The 19,172-nt window shown below is 49.5% G+C and carries 18 protein-coding genes; 11 read left to right on the top strand and 7 right to left on the bottom strand.

Annotation, left to right across the window (positions count from 1 at the left end; all coding sequences use genetic code 11):
- A partial coding sequence (locus tag Mcas_RS12610) for an ISAzo13-like element transposase-related protein (RefSeq protein WP_040335912.1) occupies positions 1-403 on the bottom strand: 403 nt, incomplete at its 3' end.
- Positions 404-508: 105 nt separating this feature from the next.
- On the opposite strand from Mcas_RS12610, the gene Mcas_RS12615 reads away from it, so the two are divergent.
- Both Mcas_RS12615 and Mcas_RS12620 read left to right on the top strand, forming a co-directional pair.
- On the top strand, positions 509-1,723 hold the full coding sequence (locus Mcas_RS12615; protein ID WP_040335913.1) for a CHAT domain-containing protein: 1,215 nt from the start codon (positions 509-511) through the stop codon (positions 1,721-1,723).
- Entirely contained in the window at positions 1,698-2,570 is an 873-nt protein-coding gene (locus Mcas_RS12620; protein WP_040335914.1) for a tetratricopeptide repeat protein, read from the top strand. The genes Mcas_RS12615 and Mcas_RS12620 overlap by 26 nt, the downstream gene beginning before the upstream one ends.
- A gap of 122 nt (positions 2,571-2,692) precedes the next feature.
- Here the strand turns inward: Mcas_RS12620 and Mcas_RS12625 are convergent, their stop codons facing one another.
- Together Mcas_RS12625 and Mcas_RS12630 are read right to left on the bottom strand one after the other, a co-directional pair.
- On the bottom strand, positions 2,693-2,878 hold the full coding sequence (locus Mcas_RS12625) for a hypothetical protein (protein WP_040335915.1): 186 nt from the start codon (positions 2,876-2,878) through the stop codon (positions 2,693-2,695).
- A complete protein-coding gene (locus tag Mcas_RS12630; RefSeq protein WP_040335916.1) occupies positions 2,859-3,332 on the bottom strand; it encodes a PIN domain-containing protein in 474 nt (157 codons plus the stop codon). The genes Mcas_RS12625 and Mcas_RS12630 overlap by 20 nt, the downstream gene beginning before the upstream one ends.
- Positions 3,333-3,517: 185 nt before the next feature.
- Between Mcas_RS12630 and Mcas_RS12635 the strand changes: the two genes are divergently transcribed.
- From Mcas_RS12635 to Mcas_RS12655, 6 genes are all read left to right on the top strand, one after another.
- The gene (locus tag Mcas_RS12635; protein WP_052567398.1) at positions 3,518-6,025 is read left to right on the top strand and encodes a glycogen/starch/alpha-glucan phosphorylase; all 2,508 of its coding nucleotides are present in this window, start codon (positions 3,518-3,520) and stop codon (positions 6,023-6,025) included.
- A 6-nt stretch (positions 6,026-6,031) separates the two neighbouring features.
- On the top strand, positions 6,032-8,170 hold the full coding sequence (locus Mcas_RS12640; protein ID WP_040335917.1) for a Tex family protein: 2,139 nt from the start codon (positions 6,032-6,034) through the stop codon (positions 8,168-8,170).
- Positions 8,171-8,363: 193 nt separating this feature from the next.
- Positions 8,364-8,570: a type II toxin-antitoxin system HicB family antitoxin gene (locus tag Mcas_RS12645; protein ID WP_040335918.1), complete on the top strand. Its 207-nt coding sequence runs from the start codon at positions 8,364-8,366 to the stop codon at positions 8,568-8,570.
- Entirely contained in the window at positions 8,567-8,743 is a 177-nt protein-coding gene (locus tag Mcas_RS19315; protein WP_081853849.1) for a type II toxin-antitoxin system HicA family toxin, read from the top strand. The genes Mcas_RS12645 and Mcas_RS19315 overlap by 4 nt, the downstream gene beginning before the upstream one ends.
- Positions 8,744-8,937: 194 nt before the next feature.
- On the top strand, positions 8,938-9,333 hold the full coding sequence (locus Mcas_RS12650; RefSeq protein ID WP_040335919.1) for a response regulator: 396 nt from the start codon (positions 8,938-8,940) through the stop codon (positions 9,331-9,333).
- 13 nt (positions 9,334-9,346) lie between these two features.
- The gene (locus Mcas_RS12655; RefSeq protein WP_052567400.1) at positions 9,347-10,951 is read left to right on the top strand and encodes a sensor histidine kinase; all 1,605 of its coding nucleotides are present in this window, start codon (positions 9,347-9,349) and stop codon (positions 10,949-10,951) included.
- Positions 10,952-11,048: 97 nt separating this feature from the next.
- Here the strand turns inward: Mcas_RS12655 and Mcas_RS12660 are convergent, their stop codons facing one another.
- From Mcas_RS12660 to Mcas_RS16980, 4 genes are all read right to left on the bottom strand, one after another.
- Complete coding sequence (locus Mcas_RS12660) at positions 11,049-12,209, bottom strand: Lcl C-terminal domain-containing protein (RefSeq protein ID WP_040335920.1); 1,161 nt, start codon at positions 12,207-12,209, stop codon at positions 11,049-11,051.
- Between the two features lie 89 nt (positions 12,210-12,298).
- Entirely contained in the window at positions 12,299-14,638 is a 2,340-nt protein-coding gene (locus Mcas_RS12665) for an Lcl domain-containing protein (protein ID WP_162176325.1), read from the bottom strand.
- 106 nt (positions 14,639-14,744) lie between these two features.
- Positions 14,745-15,359, bottom strand: coding sequence for a DUF3786 domain-containing protein (locus Mcas_RS16975; RefSeq protein WP_052567402.1), 615 nt, complete (start codon positions 15,357-15,359; stop codon positions 14,745-14,747).
- A complete protein-coding gene (locus tag Mcas_RS16980; RefSeq protein WP_052567403.1) occupies positions 15,359-16,990 on the bottom strand; it encodes a response regulator in 1,632 nt (543 codons plus the stop codon). Before Mcas_RS16980 ends, Mcas_RS16975 begins: the two co-directional genes overlap by 1 nt.
- 159 nt (positions 16,991-17,149) lie before the next feature.
- Between Mcas_RS16980 and Mcas_RS12680 the strand changes: the two genes are divergently transcribed.
- From Mcas_RS12680 to Mcas_RS12690, 3 genes are read left to right on the top strand one after another with little or no spacing between them, the layout of a single operon-like run.
- Positions 17,150-18,112, top strand: a complete 963-nt coding sequence (locus Mcas_RS12680) for a chemotaxis protein (protein WP_040335922.1) — start codon at positions 17,150-17,152, stop codon at positions 18,110-18,112.
- Between the two features lie 24 nt (positions 18,113-18,136).
- Positions 18,137-18,553, top strand: coding sequence for an Hpt domain-containing protein (locus Mcas_RS12685; RefSeq protein ID WP_052567405.1), 417 nt, complete (start codon positions 18,137-18,139; stop codon positions 18,551-18,553).
- Positions 18,554-18,564: 11 nt separating this feature from the next.
- Positions 18,565-19,140 (top strand): hypothetical protein, encoded by a 576-nt coding sequence (locus Mcas_RS12690; protein ID WP_040335923.1) that lies wholly within the window; start codon positions 18,565-18,567, stop codon positions 19,138-19,140.
- Positions 19,141-19,172 lie beyond the last annotated feature (32 nt).

Below are 19,172 nucleotides of genomic sequence, written 5' to 3' on the forward strand. Positions count from 1 at the left end.
GGTGGGCAACTTTTTGTCTACCAATCACATGTCCTTGGTTTTGAAGAGCAACAGCAAGATTACGAACACTCTTACAGGTCCACCGTAATGGAGACTCAGGGTCTCCTCGGGTAACCGGATCTACCAACCCCTCAATATCTACAAGCACGGATGGGTCTGTTTCAACAACCGGCTTGCGTCCACCTCCAGGTAAACGTATCTTCTTTTTCCCTTTTGAAGGTTTTTCCTTTGATTCAGCAATACGTCTAATTCCTTCATATATCGTTGTCCGCGAAAGACCAGTAGATCTGGAAACTGAAGTAACTCCTCCTCGTCCCAATGCCTCGGCTTCCACTGCAGCCCACATTCGTCTGCCTTGTTCGTCTAAAACATCTTTGAGTACTTCAAATTTTCTTTGTATCATAAGTTCGGTATCGCTTTGCACTTTTTGATCATAACATATTTAGACACCATTTGTACAAGTTATTTGTGGACAAATCCTTATTCTATATTCAGGGGGTTTTGTAAAATGGGTAATAACGATAGTACCAAAAATATACGCATAAGGATATCGGATGCTGCCGGTGGTAAGTATCAGGTGCATATCAATGACGAGATGTCCCATAACATCAATGAGTATGATGTTGCCACGCTCCTCAAAGAAGCAAACAACAACCTCTGGTGCTACAATTCCGATGCGGGCGCTGATATCGGCAGGCGGCTATATGACCTGCTTAACGGTAGTGCAGGGATGCTTCAGGGGATTATCAACAGTAGCAGGGGCGCTGGTGTTCATACAAACCTGTATATCCAAACATCCCGTGAATTGATGCAGTTGCCGTTTGAGTTGTTGAACAATGGGGATTGGGTCTTGCTAAACAGAAATATACACATCATTCGGCTGATTGATGACAGGAACAAGTTAAATCTGCCGAAACCCAAGAAAGAGCCGCTTAGGATGCTCTTTATGGCCTGTTCACCAACGGATACGCACGAAAAATATGTCCTCGATTTTGAAAAAGAGGAGGAGTACATCTTAGGTGCATTTGACAAGCATAACATCAACATCGACATGAGGATCGAGGACACGGGCAGTCTCAACGGGCTTGAGCAGGTCAATATTGAATGTAGAGGGTTTGACATCATCCACATAACAAGTCATGGTGGTATAGACAGGGTTTTGGGACCGGTGTTATACATGGAAGACGATGCCGGTAAAACCGAAAAGGTAGCGCCTCGTATGTTGTGGGATAAGATTAAGATATTTCCGCCCAGGGTGCTTTTCCTCTCAGGCTGTTTTACAGGCAACTCCGATGACTCAGTTGCATCGGAATCCTTTGCTAGTGAGATGGTAAAAAGAGGAGTGAGCTGGGTAATTGGTTGGGGATTATCTGTTATTGACAAACATGCTACTATAGCTGCTGCTGAGTTATACTTAAACCTTTCAACAGGTAAAGGCATTGCTGAAGCCATCCAAATCGTACGTAAGGAGGTTGAAGCTCAAGTTGAAGACAGATATTACCCTTGGCCACTTTTGAGGCTCTTTGGCGATGCATCTCCGACTGTGCCATTAGTGGTGGATGGATTGCCCAAAAAGAGTAACCTCGTTAAACTCAAACACAAGACCCTCCAGGACAGCAACGTGCGTGTGCTTGAGAGCGGATTTATTGGCAGGAGACGGTATGTTCAGAGGGGTGTAAGAGTGCTCAGGGGAGAGTTTGTACATCAAGTACGGTTACGGTAACCCTCTCCTGTTGGAGTGGTTAGACGTTATCGCCAAAGACAAGGGTAAGTACGACCAGTGTGACATTGAGCCAAAGCTACAGGGCAAGCAGGAAGAGTTCATCCACAAGTATCTTGCGGATGTGATTGAATGGACAGAGGGTACAGAGTTCCAAAAGTTCATTCAGAAGGCCGCCGTATACAGAGAGGCTGTTGATGCGACTGCATTTGAGGCTTTTGGTGGTGCCAAATTTTTGAACACGGGCGTTGATCTGACGTTGCTTGAGCGTGAGGAGTTGGGCAGGGGTGAGTTTGTGTGCTGGGTAACACCTGTCATCCGTGAGAGTATGTGGGGCAAGTTGACGCCTTATGAGAGGGATGCAATGCACGAACATGCGTATCAATGGTATGACAGTTGGATTTCAGAAGCCGATGAGCAGAATTACAAGTACATAGAAGAAGCTGTCCATCACGCACTAGAATTGGGCAACATCCGTGGTGCGTGTAAGCATGCTTTTGCGTTTGGGCAATATTTTGACCGGATGGTTTTATATCGTGAGGGTTCAGCGCTTATGGAAAAGGTTGCTGATAGGGTCTCAGATGCGGTAATTGCTGAGGCTAAGGTAAAGAAGGATATAAATGTCGGCAATTTTCTTAATGAATACGCTACATCACTATGGAAGTTAGGCTATGCAAAGCAGGCTATTGAATTTTACCAAAAAGCACTTGATATATGGTTGGCAATCTACGGAGAAAAGCATCCTCATATTGCGCAATCGTATAAAAATCTTGCTGGCGTATGTTTAAAAACAGTTCGTATTCTAAAAGCAATCAAGTATTTTATAAAGAGCAAAAAAGCATGGCCTTAATTCTGCACCTATCCGTTCCTCACGAACCCTCCACTACGTCCCAACTGCAACCTACCAGCCCTTTACGGGGTCAAGGGGGCCGTTGCAATTGGTTAGAAGGGAGGGGAACCTTTGTATGTCTGCTAATGTCCCTTGTATAAGGGATGCGAACTATCAGAAGATTCGTCAGATTTAGTCTCCATTTGGTCAGAGAGGAGTTTAGCCTTTTGTTCAAAATACCTGATTTGCTCCTCTACTGACAAAGACTTTGTATCTTCGTAGTGTTTATCTCTTATAGCCCGTATCAACTCAACTGTCTTTACTGCCATATCTTGTTACCTCCATTGGTGAGTAGATTAATATTTGTTTGTATCCCATCTCAATGTTTACAGAGTTAAACCCCTGTATCTTTTCCAAGCGGACTATATGTTTAAAATTCCAACTGACCAGCAAATCTGCCCATGCAATTGTGGCAACAGAGATGTGCAGGGCATCATTACGGTAATTCTTAGACAGAAAACCTCGTTTTATGTACATATCCGCTAACTCCATTGCTTCCGGAGTAACATTGATAAATTCATCGCAATGCCTTCTAAACTCTAAGTATACGTTTTTCACTTCTTTTGGTGCATCTTGTATCTCAGCATCTGTAATGACTGAAAGCAATAGCGAATGCATGCCAGATTTGAAGTCTGCAAGCAACCCTGTAGAGTATTTCTGAAACTCAGTATCACAGCAACCTCCTATTACCGAGGTGTCTACATAGATTCTATATCGCTTCATAATAATATTATACGATATTTGTGGCTATAAAGCTATGGTCTGTATGCAGGGATATTACACTTGAACAAAGGAGTCAAGGAGGGGACTAACCCTGCCTGTTTGGTGCCATGATTGCAAAACTCACAGCCATTTGCATATAATATCCACACGACAGCAACAGAATCTTTACAGAGGAAGGCGGCAAAATGATTAGATCGGAAAAGATAAAAGACATACTGCACGCAACGGACGTGCAATCCTTAAAATTCTCCTTTTTGACACACCTTAAATACTCCCTGGCAAAGGACGAATATTCGGCAACCAAGCGGGACTTTTACAAGGCACTCTCCCTCACGGTAAGGGACCGCCTCGTTGAAAAGTGGATCAACACCCAACAGACCTACTACAACGTGGACACCAAACGGGTCTACTACCTCTCCTTGGAGTTCCTGATGGGCAGGTCGCTGGGCAATGCCCTGATCGGCCTTGACCTCTACGACAATATGGAAAAGGCCCTCAACGAACTTGGCTACGACCTGGACGAACTCCGGGAGCTGGAGTGGGACGCCGGCCTAGGTAACGGCGGACTCGGACGCCTTGCGGCATGTTTCCTGGACTCTATGGCAACCCTCCAACTGCCAGGTTACGGATACGGAATCCGCTACGAGTATGGTATATTCGTCCAGAAGATCAAGGACGGCTACCAGGTGGAAACCCCCGATAACTGGCTGCGATACGGCAACGCATGGGAGATCGAAAGACCAGAAAACCTCTATATTATCAACTACTACGGCAACGTCAGCGCCTACAAAGACCACAACGGATACCTCAGACACGAATGGGTCAACACCCAGGACGTCGTCGCCATCGCCTATGACACTCCAATCCCCGGTTACGCCAATAACACCGTCAACACCCTCAGACTCTGGGGCGCTAAGTCTACACGAGAATTTGACCTCAACTACTTCCAGTACGGCGACTACGAAAAGGCCGTATCGGAAAAGGTCTTCACCGAAACCATCTCCAAGGTCCTCTACCCCAACGACAACGTATTTGAGGGCAAGGAGTTGCGCCTCAAGCAGGAGTACTTCTTTGTCTCTGCAACGCTGCAGGATATCATCCGCCGTTACAAGAAGAACTTCCCCGAACGGGCTGACTACAGGGACTTCCCACGAAAGGTCGCCATCCAGTTAAACGACACACACCCGGCCATTGCCATCGCCGAACTCATGCGCATACTCATCGATTCCGAGCACCTGGGCTGGGACAGGGCATGGGAGATAACTACGGCCACCTTCGCATACACCAACCACACCATCATGCAGGAGGCCCTTGAACGTTGGCCCCTACACCTCATGCACCGTGTCCTGCCAAGACACATGGAGATCATCTACGAAATCAACCAACGCTTCATCGACTCCCTGATCGCAAAATACCCCGGCGACATCGACAAGCTGCACCGGATGTCCATCATCGAAGAGGGCGACGAAAAAAAAGTGCGCATGGCAAACCTCTGCATCGTCGGCAGCCACAGCGTCAACGGCGTCAGCGCCCTGCACACGGAGATACTCAAACTCGACCTGTTTAAGGATTTCTACGATCTGTGGCCACACAAGTTCAACAACAAAACCAACGGCATCACCCAACGACGCTTCCTGAGACTGTGCAACCTCGAACTGGCACAACTGATCTCAGGACACATCGGAGATAGCTGGATAACTAACCTCAGAGACCTCAAAAAACTCATCCCCTTCAGCAACGACAAGGACTTCCTGAAACGATGGCACGAAATCAAAAAACGAAACAAACGCCACCTCGCCGTCTGCATAATGGACCACCAGGGGATCAGCATAAACCCCGATTCTATCTACGACTGCCAACTCAAGAGAATCCACGAGTACAAGCGCCAACTGCTCAACGCCATGCACGTTATCTACATGTATAACAAGATAAAGTCAACCCCCGACGCCCCCTTCATCCCCAGAACGGTGATCTTTGCCGGCAAGGCAGCCCCGGGCTACTATATGGCCAAACTCATCATAAAGCTCATAAACTCAATTGCAGACGTTGTCAACAACGACCCCGTTATAGGTGAGAAGCTAAAGGTCGTCTTTATCGAAAACTACTCCGTGACGATGGCCGAACAGTTGCTGCCAGCCTCTGATCTCTCCGAGCAGATATCCACTGCCGGAACCGAGGCATCCGGCACCGGTAACATGAAGTTCGCCCTCAACGGTGCCCTCACCATTGGTACCCTCGATGGCGCAAATGTTGAAATCAGACAGGAGGTCGGCAAGGAAAACTTCTTCACCTTTGGTCTGACCGCCGAGCAGATCGAAGACCTCAAACGCAAGGGCTACAATCCACACCATTATTACGACAACAACCCACAACTGCGACAGGTCATTGACATGATCCAGGGTGGATATTTTAATCAGTCTCAGCCCGACCTCTTCAAGCCAATCACGGACTCGCTGTTGTATCACGGCGACAGGTACTTCCTGCTTGCCGACTTTGGCCACTACATTGAGTGTCAGCACAAGGTCAATGAGGCATATGCGGATTGGGGCAGGTGGGCAAAGATGTCTATCCTCAACGTAGCATCCATGGGACACTTCTCAAGCGACAGGACGATCAGGGAATATGCACAGGACATATGGAACGTTAAACCCATCCCGATAAGCCTGGCCGGTGGTGGTGGAGAGCAGGATTAATAGAAAATGAATAACGAACATGTATTAAAGATATCGCAGGAGTTGTCCGTCAGGGAGTGGCAGGTGGCGGCTACCGTTGCACTGTTGGAGGAGGGGGCGACGGTTCCCTTTGTTGCGCGCTACCGCAAGGAGGCCACCGGCTCTCTGGATGAGGTTGCAATCACGGCGGTACGTGACAGGACACAACAGCTCATGGAGCTTGACAAACGCAGGGAGGCGGTCCTGAAGTCGCTCCAGGAGAGGGGAAAGCTCACGGACGAACTAAAGGAGAGCATCCTCAAGGCCGAAACGATGGCCGTGCTGGAGGACATCTACCTGCCCTATCGTCCCAAGCGTCGCACGCGTGCAACCATTGCCCGTGAAAAGGGGCTTGAACCGCTGGCAACGCTCATATTTGCCCAGGAGGGTGCAGACCCGCACACGGAGGCGCTGGCCTACATTGATGTGGACAAGGGCGTCAAGGACGTCGCCGATGCCCTTGCCGGGGCCAGGGACATCATAGCCGAGTGGGTCAACGAGGACCAGGCAGGACGTGCAAAGATGCGCGAGCTGTTTGAACTCAAGGGGACGTTCAGGTCAAAGGCACTCTCTGACAACGAAGACGAGGGGCTTAAGTACAAGGACTACTTCGATTGGGAGGAGCCTGTTGTCAGTGCGCCATCGCACCGGGTACTGGCCCTGAGGCGTGGCGAAAAGGAGGGGTTTCTGTCGCTTCGCACAACACCGCCTGAAGAAGAGGCCCTGGAGACCCTCATGCTGCTCTTTGTCAAGGGCGATAACGCCGACTCTCAACAGGTCAGGTTGGCCATCCACGACAGCTACAAGAGGCTCCTGTCGGTATCCATGGAGACTGAGATACGTCTGGCCACAAAGAAGCGGGCCGATGAGGAGGCCATAAAGGTCTTTGCCGAAAACCTGCGTCAATTGCTCCTTGCCCCGCCGCTTGGTCAAAAGACCGTCCTGGCCATAGACCCCGGGTTTCGTACCGGTTGCAAGGTCGTCTGCATGGACAGGCAGGGCAAGCTGTTGCACAACGACACGATCTATCCGACTCAGTCCGAAAAGCTGCTCACGGAGGCTGCAAATAAGATTCGTGCGCTCTGCCGGCAGTACGAAATAAACGCCATAGCCATAGGCAATGGTACGGCCAGCCGTGAGACGGAGGCCTTTGTACGGGGGCTGGCGTTGCCGGAATCGATACAGGTTGTGCTGGTCAACGAAAGTGGAGCTTCCGTGTACTCGGCCTCTGAGGTGGCACGTGAGGAGTTTCCCGATCACGATGTAACGGTCAGGGGCGCTGTGTCAATTGGCAGGCGGCTGATGGACCCGCTGGCGGAACTGGTCAAGATAGACCCCAAGTCCATCGGCGTAGGGCAGTATCAGCACGACGTTGATCAGGCAGCCCTCAGACGCAGCCTCGATGACGTTGTCATTAGTTGCGTCAATGCCGTTGGAGTGGAGGTCAACACGGCAAGCAAGCAGTTGTTGACCTACGTATCGGGGCTTGGTCCGCAGCTTGCCGCACGGATTGTTGAGTACCGGCAGAGCAATGGCCCGTTTCGTTGTCGTGAGGAGTTGAAGAAGGTCTCCAAGCTGGGGCCAAAGGCCTTTGAGCAGGCGGCGGGTTTTTTGCGTATCAGGGAGGCCGAAAATCCACTCGATGCAAGCGCCGTCCACCCGGAGAGCTACAAGATAGTCTATGCCATTGCCGATGACCTGAAGTGTTCCGTCAGCGACCTGATTCACAACACCGACATCAGCAAGCTCGTGGATATCAGGAAGTACGTCACGGATACCGTAGGTGTTCCGACGTTGACCGACATCCTTGAAGAGCTGGCCAAACCGGGGCGTGACCCCAGGCAGCAGTTTGAGGCCATCCGCTTCCTTGACGACGTTAAGGCCATTGAGGACGTAAAACCGGGGATGAAGCTGCCAGGGATTATAACCAACATCACGGCATTTGGCGTCTTTGTCGATATCGGCGTTCATCAGGATGGTCTGGTGCACATCAGTCAACTGGCGGATCGGTTCGTGAAAAACCCCACAGATGTGGTTAAGGTTCATCAGAAGGTCAGTGTGACCGTCCTGGAAGTAGACGTCAAGCGGAAACGGATATCGCTGTCTATGAAAAAGCAGAAGGGATAAAGAAAAGAAGAAGGGGGAGCGGCTCCGCCCTCCCCCTCAGACCCCCTACCGCAAGGGGAGGGGCGAGGTGCCCCGGCCGGAAAGAAGTCCCCTTGACCCCGTAAAGGGTTAGTTGACAGGTTGGGGGGAAATGAGTAATGTTCTGATTTGTTGAGTTTTTAGGTGTCGTGATAAAAAAAAAGAGGTAACAACAATGCTGAAGAATTTTACTTTGCAATATTGGATTGATGACAACTGGTATGTAGGCAAGCTAAAGGAAGTCCCTGGTGTGTTTAGTCAGGGTGAAACACTTGAAAAACTGGAGGATAATATCAGGGAAGCCTATAAGCTCATGAAAGGTGAGGACGAAGATGTATATCACACTGACATTGTTACCAAGGAAATAGCAGTTGAAGTTTGAAGAGACGTGAGTTTATACGTGAGATAGTGAATTTGGGGTGCTATCTAAAGCAACACGGCAGTAATCATGATATCTATGTTAATCCACGCAATGGAAGGAAAGCTCCCGTACCCAGGCACACTGAAATTAAAGAGAGCTTATGTGACTTGATAAAAAAACAACTTGGACTGTAATAGTCAGCATTTAAGCTAAAAGCCCATGCAGGAGACTCAGAGGGCTTATTATGACTCGTCTTGATTCATAGCCGGGATAACACCCGTCAATTGTGAATCCCCTGCTTTTAAACTCGCCTCCTTTACAAAGTGTTTCACAACGTTGTAATATTTAATATGGTAGTAAAAAAATATAAGAAAAGGAGAGCTGTTCTATGGAAAAGACGTTAAAGATACTGCTTCTTGATGACGAGCCTATAGTGGGAAAGAGGCTGAAACCGGCAATATCAAAACTGGGCTGCGACGTTGAGGTCTTTGACAATCCATCAAAGGCGATTAACAGGATCAACGAGGAAACCTTCGACATAGTGGTTACGGATATCAGAATGGACGAAATCGACGGCCTGGAGGTCCTTGAACATGTGATGAATAAGTCGGCCAAGACCAAGGTCATCATGATCACCGGCTATGCCATGATGGAGCTGGCCAGACAGGCAATGGAAAAGGGCGCCTTCGACTTCATAGCCAAACCCTTTAAGCCCGATGACCTCAGGGCCGTTATCGTAAAGGCCGCCGAAACCCTTGGCGTAACTCTGACAGTACAGGCATAAGGCATTCCCCCTGATGTTAGATGACTGCCTGGATAAGTGGTATAAGTGCGGATTAAAGTGGCTTAAAAAGTTAATCGAACAGCAGATTGACAAGGGCACTCTGGTGGCTGATGGTGCAGAGGGAGTCACCAAGGCCACCAAGCCTTACAGATTTACAATTAAGTCCCACATTTATATTGGGTTTGCCGTAACCCTCGTCTTTGCTCTGGGGATAGCTATCTCCATGGTAATAACGATGATGAAGATGGAGAAGGGATTGCGGTTGAATGAGCTTGCTCAGACTTTTTTTTCGAGTGTTTCTCAGGCTCGGGCATTTGAAAAGGACTACTTCCTCTATGGCACAGGACTTAGGGAAAGCAAAGAGATAATGAAAACGCTTGAGAGACTGGTCATAACCCACTACGGAGAACTCAAAGGACATATTGACTATGACAACTCCATAGGTCTGATAGAGAGATATGTCAAGCTGTTAGACTCTGTCGAGGAACTGGACCGTGAAAGCACCCACCAGCCGGACAAGCTCCAGCGACGGGAACGACTCCAGAAGGAAATCAAGCAATGCGGCTACATGATGGTTAACTCGGCCGATAAACTGTTGGCTAGGGGACGTGATACAACAGAAAGATTGATGCTGCTCTTTAGGACGGTACAACTGTATGCGGTGGTATTTATGGTCTTATTTATGTTGTTTATATCGCACCTGTTAGGTAAGAGGGTGCTCAGTGCAATCAATCTCTTTTCTAAGTATTCAACGCTAATGGCCAACGGACAGTATGCCACGATCATGTCAGGTCACAGATACAATGACGAGTTTTCTGATCTGTCAATGGCCATAGATTACCTGATCAAGGAGCTGGACAGGCAACAGCAAATACTTGCACAGTCCCAAAAGCTCCGCGCCGTGGGGACACTTACCTCCGGCATTGCCCACGAGCTAAACAATCCGATAAACAACATCACGCTGACGGCACACATGCTCCTGGAAGACTACCACGACCTCTCCGATGACGAACGCATAGACATGGCCAGGGACCTTGTGGATGAAGCCGGGCGTGCAAGGAACATCGTACGCAACCTCCTGGACTTCGCACGCGAAAGTGAGACCATCATGGAACCCATCTGTATTGGCAGCGTTCTTATGGACACCCTGAAACTGGCAGGCAATCAGATAAAGCTGGCCGGCGTAAACGTGGACATAAAAATAGCACCAAACCTGCCCCGCATCCACGGCGACAGGCACCAGTTAGAGCAGGTGTTTTTGAACCTGATCCTCAACGCCCTTGACGTAACCCTTAAGGGGGGACATCTGAAGATACATGCCGGACAGTCGGAGGAACATAACTTTATCGCCATAAAGGTAACAGATTACGGTCATGGCATCTCAGACCACATACTACAGCATATATTTGACCCGTTTTTCACCACAAAATCCAAGGGCAAGGGGACAGGTCTTGGACTGTCTGTCTCTCAGGGGATCATAGCAAAGCACGGTGGTCAGATTACCGTCCAGACGAGGGTCAACCGTGGTACCACCTTTACGGTCAAGCTACCCATTACAACCATCCCGGCAGACCTGGCAAAGTGCGGTGAGAAGGTAAACCTGTCGATAACGACCTGAGTCGCTGACCCTTCTCCGGCTCACTTCCCCCGCCTCATTCTCCCGCCCCTCCCATAAAGGGAGGGGGATTGTTGTCAATTACCGGGTACTGGCAGTTCTAATTACCAGGCGTTGCGTTGCGAACTGGCCAGACATAGCCAATGTTGGATTTAACCGAAATGTCGGCTTTGCCATCTTCCATATTGATGCTCCACGCATAGGAGGCACCCTCATGGTAGGCAGTGGATGACCAATAGTTGCCAAACTGCACGTTTGTAAAGGGATGGACGGAGGAAAGTGCCGGTGAAGACATGCCCCGGTTAATGAGGCTATAGAGTTCCGTCTTGTTTGGCAGCCTCCAGTCGGTATAGCCGAGGTAGCTTGCACTGTTTAAGCACTGCACATAATCCAGCGCCATCTGCCAGGAGTTAGCTCCGCCCGTGCAAGAGCCTATCGCCGCAGTGCCGGCATCTTTGCTCCAGAGCAGTCCCGTGAGGGTATCGGTGACGGCATTTTTATCGCTATCGACAAACCTCGGAGCAGGCCATGCCACACCCTTCTGTAACGCCCCATCATCACCGGCAGCATAAGTGGCAGTCTGGCCGGTAGACCAAATAGATGAAAGCGCTCCAGATTCCCCGGAACGAATCGGCCAAACATAGTGATAACTTGACTTAAGGTCAGCACCCACACTGCCGGAGTCCATACGCACGCCCCATGCAGCGGATGTATTGCCGGCCCTAGCGCAGGTAGTGGATGACCAGTAATAGTTTGACTGCACATTGGTGAACCCCTGCTTGTTGAGCCATACACTTGTATCAACCTGCCCTGCATTGATGAGGCTTTCCAGCTCGTTTACATTTGGCAGCCGCCAGTCGCTGTAACCAAGGTACTTGTTCGTATTGAGGCAGGCCACATAATCCAATGCCCCCTGCCAGTTCTTAAGACCGCCCATGCAACTGCCAACCTTGGGCGCAACCCCATCTTTGCTCCAAACCAGTCCCGTAAGGGTATCGGTAACCGTCTTATTGCCGTTGTCCTTAAAGCGCGGACTTGGCCATGCCACACCCTTCTGTAACGCTCCGTCGTCCTGTTGTGGGGAGTTGGCATCGGAGCTTTTTATCTGCCCCGTCTTAGGCAGGCTCAAGGTGCCGGCATAGGCTGCATCGGTAAGAAACATGCCCAATATCACTGCAATCAGCGCCGGGACTATAAACACGAGTGAACTGTTGGTCTGGTAATGCCTCATCCTTGTTCTGTTGTTATTTTGCCAAAACATACTTCCTCTGCAATACTGCTTAATTTTGCCTCTGCAAACCAGTAAAACTGGAATTTAGCACAGATAACCATTATGTTATAGCAGGTATCTTACCTCACCTGCCAGTCTTTTGGCAAACCAAACGTAACGTAACCGCCATCCGTAACCTTTATGCCATCCATGAGATACATGTAGACGTCGCCAGTTGCATTGTCCTGCCACAGTAGGTCGGCATTGCCGTCACTGCTGTAATATCCGGGTGTGCCAATCTGCCAGTTATCAGGCACCTCTTTTATCACATATCCCCTGTTGGCTATAGCACTCCCATTCATGAGCCAGATAACTACGTCACCTGATGAGACGTTTCGCAGCAGGATATCGCTCTTGCCATCACCGTCAAAGTCCTCAACCGCCCTTATCTGCCACTTGCCGTCAAGACCCCTTTCAACGTAGTTTGCAGATGCTATGGACAGACCGTTGAGCAGCCAGGCAACGACGTCACCATTGGCGGTGTTTTGCCACAGGACGTCGCTGTAACCGTCGCCATTAAAATCGCCTGTTCCCTTAATCTCCCACTCCGGCGGCATACCCTTGGCCAGATGATCACCACCAGATATCTTTGTGCCATCCATGTACCAGACATAGACGTCGCCCATGTTGGTGTTTCTCCAGACGATGTCGCTCTTGCCATCGCTGTTGAAGTCGCCTGTTTGCTGATATACCCACTCCGGCGGCATACTTCTGTTGACATACCCGCTATCCTTGATTGTGCGGCCTTCCATGAGCCAGTTGACAACATCTCCGGTCTTGGTGTTTTGCCACAGGACGTCGCTTTTACCGTCGGCATTGAAATCCCCTGTTGCCTTAATATCCCAGTCCAGTGGCACGCCTCTGGTAACAAAGTCCATCTCCGTTATCTTTGTACCATTCATCGACCACAGGTAGACGTCACCAGTTGATGAGCTGCGCCACAGGACGTCGCTATTGCCATCACCATCAAAGTCGTACTTGACTTTCCTGGCTTCTGGATTTAAAATGAACGTTGGCGTAAAATTCTTGTCGCCAGACATGGTAATAATGCAGGTTGAACCACTCCCTGCACAGTCACCCCCCCAGCCAAAAAAAGTTGAATTGGCGTTTGCCGTTGCCGTGAGTTTTAAGATTACGGGTGATGTGTACGATGCAACGCAGACGCCTCCGCAGCCTATCTTGCCGTCCGAGCTTGTAATATATCCTCTGCCCGTGCCCTGTTTTGAAATCTTTAACGTATATATATCTCCTTCCTGGCCCACCTCTCGTGTGCGCACTGGCCAAACAAACCAGGGGACAGATTTCGTGTCTTCGCTCATAACACCTGAAACCAACTTCATAAACCAGACGTTCTTGGGTTCTCTTGCATTCGTCGTCGATGTCGCATACGTTTGTTTCCAGTGGATAAATGGATTTCCAAATGGTAGTGCAGGATAATATCCCTGACGGTCGATTAAACTCATAAGCTCTTTTCTGTTTGGAAGGCGCCAATCGTTGTGGCCAAGGTATCTTGCATTGTTTATGCACTTCACGTAATCAAGAGCTTTATCCCAGTTCGCAGGCGGTCCCTCGCAACTAAGCACGTCTGTTTCGTTGACCTTCGAGTACACGTTGGGCGTACTAGCGTCCTTAGTCCAACTCAACCCCGTCAGATTATCCGTTACTGTATTGTTAACGTTTTCTGTGAATCTAGGTTCAGGCCACGCCACACCTCTGTGTAATGCGCCATCGTCGCCTGCAGCATAACTGGTATATTGTCCGGTTGCCCAGATAAGCGCATCACCGGAGTCTCCCTCCCGAACAGGCCAGACACCGTAGCTGGGGGACGACTTAGCGCCTGGTTCAACTAAACCCAGGAGCATGTCAACAGTCCATGCATTGCTGGTATCGTTATAATATGTAGTAGATGACCAATAGTGTCCAAGCTGCACATCCATAAACCCCTGGTCCTTAAGCCATGTTGATGAAAAACCCTCTTGGGCATTTATCAGGCTCTCAAGTTCGTTGATGTTTGGCAATCTCCAGTCAGTGTAGCCAAAGTTATTTACCTCGCCTCTGTTCATCTTGTCAACATACTTAAGGGCATCACTCCATGACAGACCTTCACCTGCAAGATCACCGTATTTGGGCCATACCAACCCCGTGAGGTTGTCTTTCATGCAGTGTGACAAGTTGCAGTAGTGCCAGAACCGAGGGATAGGCCAGGCCACACCAGCCCTTATTGCACCGTCATCACCGGCGTAGTAGCTTGTTGTTTGCCCCGTCTCAGGCAGCATGACACTACCACCATAGGCAACACCATTAACATATACCCCTCCAATGACCGCTATCAGTGTCAGGGCAATCAGCGCCCTTACGATGAACGCTACGCTGTACGGAGGATACTTCACCTTTGTTCGGCTATTATTTTGCCAAAACATACTCCCTCCAATGACAATATTCATTTTTGATATGCAAACCAGTAACACTGGTAGTTATCCGATGCAAAGACAACTATGACACACCCACCACAACGGTATTCCCTTGTCAGGCCGACATCAGCAGCACACACATCATGGCAACGTTCCAGTTCATATCCAGTGGTAGGTGAAACTCACACGTGGAGTCAAACAGCAGATTGACCCGTGCCGGAAACTCCTCGTCCTCAAGCCACAGGATCAACACCACGGGCACACGAGGATATGCAAACAGCCTGACGGCGGCATCCCCAAAAGACACCTCCTCACCACCCAGCTCCCTACCCCTCTTTAAAAAACCGTCCCTGTCAGCCCCAAAGCGTGCCGCTAACTTATTGAGCGGTAGGGTGTGACCGCCCTTGAAAAACATTTCGCCATCCTTCAATCCCTCCGGTGGTACCAGGTGATTTGACGGCGGTATATCCCGTGCATCGGTAAGATACCACAACGATGCCAGGCGGTAGAAGTACCCAAATCGGGTCAACAGCATCTCCTGTTGGGGGGGCTCCAGCACGGGGGGTGATATCTGTCTCTCATGCGGCGTGAACCGATACGACAGTCCAAAAGACCTAACGACATATGTCCCCGCCACGTCGTCGTACTCCACCGACGCACGTTGACACACCTCCGGTGGCGGAAGGGTTACGAGCTTGTCCCACCTGCTGCTTTCACCCGGAGGAAGCATCACGGCTCCGCCCCCTTATCAGTGTCTGCAGGGTGTGGCTCACAGCGCAGCTCTATGGTAAACAACGCACCGTCCGGCGTGTTTTCAACGTCCAGCTTACCGTTCATGTTGTTTTCGACGATGGTCTTGGACATGTACATGCCAATGCCGGTGCCTTTATGGGTGTCCTTGGTCGTAAAGTAGGGATCAAAGACCTTGCCTATGATGGTGTCATCTATGCCTCCGCCGTTGTCGGATATCCCTATGATGACCCGCTTGACGCCGTAGGAGACATTCACGGAGATATTTATAGAAATAGCCCCTTTCATTTTCTTTAGGGAAGGGGTCTTCTGGCGTCTGTCAACGATAGCGTCCTTGGCATTGTTGAGGATGTTGAAGACCACCTGCTTGAACTCGTTTGGATAGCCAAGTACCTTGACATCATCAGCGCCGTCAATACCACAATAGTCTAAATTTACGGAGATATTAACACTCCTGAGCATGGCATCAAAGAGTGACAACGTATCGGTAATGGCTGCCCTTACATCAAAGAGTTCTTTCTTCTTTGACGGTCTTAGGAAATCCCTGAAGGTGTCTATCGCCTTTGCCATGAAGTCGATCTGTTTCATTGAGTCCTCTACAGAGGTTGCCAAATATGCCCCGTCCAACTCCTTTGACTCATATGCAACCTGTACGTCCTGGATGATGAGGTTTAGGTTGTTTAGCGGTTGACGCCACTGATGGGCGATCACGCCAATCATCTCACCCATCGAGGCCATCTTGGATTGTTGGATGAGAAACTGCTCGTGCTGTTGGCGCTTTCTGATTTCGTCATATACCCTACCCTCGAGGGTTCTGTTGAGTTCGCGGATTTCCCGTTCGTATGTCCGTTCAGCCGTGACGTCTATGACGCTTATCAGGGCAGAAAAGGCGCTCATGTACTCCACCGTATCGGCAATCAGGCGTATCCAGCGCTCATCCGACCACCTTGTCAGTATTTTCATTTCCTGGTCTTCGTGCAGCAATTTTTCGCCCTTGAGACGCCAAAACACCTGCTCTTTAACCGTATCCCGCCAATTGGGATGCACGATATCCCACAGGGATAACCCCATAAGCTCCGCCCCCGTATAGCCCGTTATCTTCTCCATCGCCGGATTGACGTATATGAACCTCTCCGTGTGCAGCGCCACGCCAAAGGCACACCCCTCCGACAGCTTTCTGAACAGCTCCTGACTCTCCCTGAACTTACGCTCTATCCCTACCACCTCCATGCACCGGTAGATGGCCGCCAGGAGGTTATCCCGATTGATTGGCTTGAGAACGTACTGGTTGACCCCAATATTTATTGCATCGAGGAACAACTCCCGCTCGCTGAAGGCCGTGGTGATGATTATCTGTGCCTTGGGGTTGAGTTTTTTTATCTCCCTGGCCATCTCCAGACCGTTGAGCAGGGGCATCCTGATATCGGTAATAACGATGTCCGGCTTGTGTTTTATGTATAGCTCCAGCCCCTCCTGACCGTTTTCGGCCTGATGCAGGCACCCCACACGGCGACTGATGGCCTCACCGATGTTTTCCCTGATACCGGTCTCATCCTCCACGTACAGGACCGTCAGCGTCCTCAGCTCGTTATCCAGCAACTTGTTATCCATCAGAGCATCTTTTTATAGCAACTGCTATCACTCATTAATTATTATACAAGGTTTGCCTGATTTTTTGCATGTTGATATTATTTGTCATAATAGTTTAACATATTCTATAAAAAGGACAAATAATTATAGCATCAAAAAAAAGGGGGCAGAGGGCACACTATGGATATAATAGAACAGATTAAGTCTCAGATACTCCTTGAGACAGGGACAAACGAGTTTGAGATCCTCGAGTTTTATATATATGAACAGTCCTCGGTTGACACCACCACGCAGGCCGTCTATTTTGGTATGAATGTTGCCAAGGTGATGCAGGTAATTGAAAGCCCCAACCTTGAGCAAAAAGACTACTCCCAAAATCCCTGTTTTCTTGGCACTATCCCCCTGCGCAATCTCATAGTGCCCGTGATAGACCTAAGTGAATGGCTTGGCATAGAGCGGGTAAGGACCAACAATGAAATCGTCATTATAACCGAGTTCAGTCAATCCGTGCAGGGTTTTCTGGTCTCCGGGGTAACGGAGATTCACAGGGTTGTCTGGAAGGACGTCATCCCGCCCAACGAGTTCATAAACAGGATCGGTTCCAGCTCCATTGTCGGAATGGTGATAAAAGACGGCCACTTCATTCAGCTCCTGGACCTCGAACATATCATATCAGACCTCAACCCGGAGTCCACCGAAGAGATGTGGCAGACCAGCGTCAGGGCACAAAAGAACTACATCGCCCTCATAGCAGACGATTCACCAACCATCCGCCTGATGCTCAAAAAGAACCTCCAAATAGCCAACTTCTCCACCCACATAGTCAACAACGGTGAGGAGGCACTGAGCTACCTCAGGCAGACCGCACAAAAGGCCTCCGATGAGGGCAGGGACATCAGTGAATTCGTAAATGTCGTGATATCCGATATAGAGATGCCACAGTTGGACGGCTTTACGCTTACCAAGAACATCAAGGAGGACCCCAGGCTCAAGTGCCTTCCGGTCATCCTGTACTCCTCCATCATAACCGATGAGTTGCGTCACAAGGGAGAGTCCGTCAAGGCCGACTACCAGGTCTCAAAGCCCGACCTCAACAAGATGGCAGAGATGGCCATACGGCTCATAGAGACAACCGCAACATAAATAACCGACAAGCAGAGGTAATTGATGGCATTTGAAGAAGACGACGAGGTAATAGCCACCTATATCGAAGAAACGTCCGATCGTCTGGATGAGATAGAAGATACCCTCCTGGGTATCCACAGAACCAGTAGGCAGGAGCAAGAGGCGCTTTTGCACGGAATCTTTCGTTGTGCTCATTCCATCAAGGCCGGCGCCAACCTGCTCAACCTCAAACACATAGAAGCCATTTCACACAGCATGGAGAATGTGTTGCAGTTTTTCAGGCAACACAGGCACTTGCCCGATGAGGATGCCGTTACCGTACTGTTGAGCGCAATAGATGGCATCCGGGACCTGTTAAGGGACATCAGGGTCGGTAGAACGTCAAACATATCCCCGGCAGGCGTAGTCTCTATTGTTGAGAGACTCAACATGCTTATGGGACAACTACATAAGCCATAAAAGGAGGTAACATGGCAGGCAAAAGCGGTAAATTTGGAGACAAGATTGGTGACAAAGAAATAAGGGACACTCTCATAGAGTTGGTACAGGACTCTGAGATAATGATGAAGCATCTGACCGGTCATGAGCTAAAGGATATAAAGATACTCAAGTTAGGGCCGCCAACCAATGTAGAAAACCACAGGCCCTCTGACGTAGACCTGGTGATACCAAATAACAAGGATGTAACCAGTATTCTTCTGGTGCAGTTTCACGACACCAATGTTGAGAAGATGGCCAGATGGATGCTTTATAACATAGTGGAGGCAATTGGTAAGTATGGTACAGAGGTTGATATCAAACAGTATCTGGTATATTACGGCAAGGAAAAGTTTGACATGCCCATAAGTATCAATGAGCCAAACATGCAATACCACTATCATGTAATAGACGTAGGAGCACTGGAGGGTGCACAGGATATCGACATAGGCAAGATGGCACAGGACATAACACTGGCGGTATTGAGCGGCGACACGGATGGCGGTCAGTCGCCGGTGTTGCAGGCCATCCTCGACAGATTTTCGCAAGACGGCATCATGGGCGATTAGAAAAGAAAACAGGAAAGAGAAAAAAGGGGGTG

The organism is Candidatus Magnetobacterium casense (assembly GCF_000714715.1).
In the GTDB taxonomy this organism is placed as follows: domain Bacteria; phylum Nitrospirota; class Thermodesulfovibrionia; order Thermodesulfovibrionales; family Magnetobacteriaceae; genus Magnetobacterium; species Magnetobacterium casense.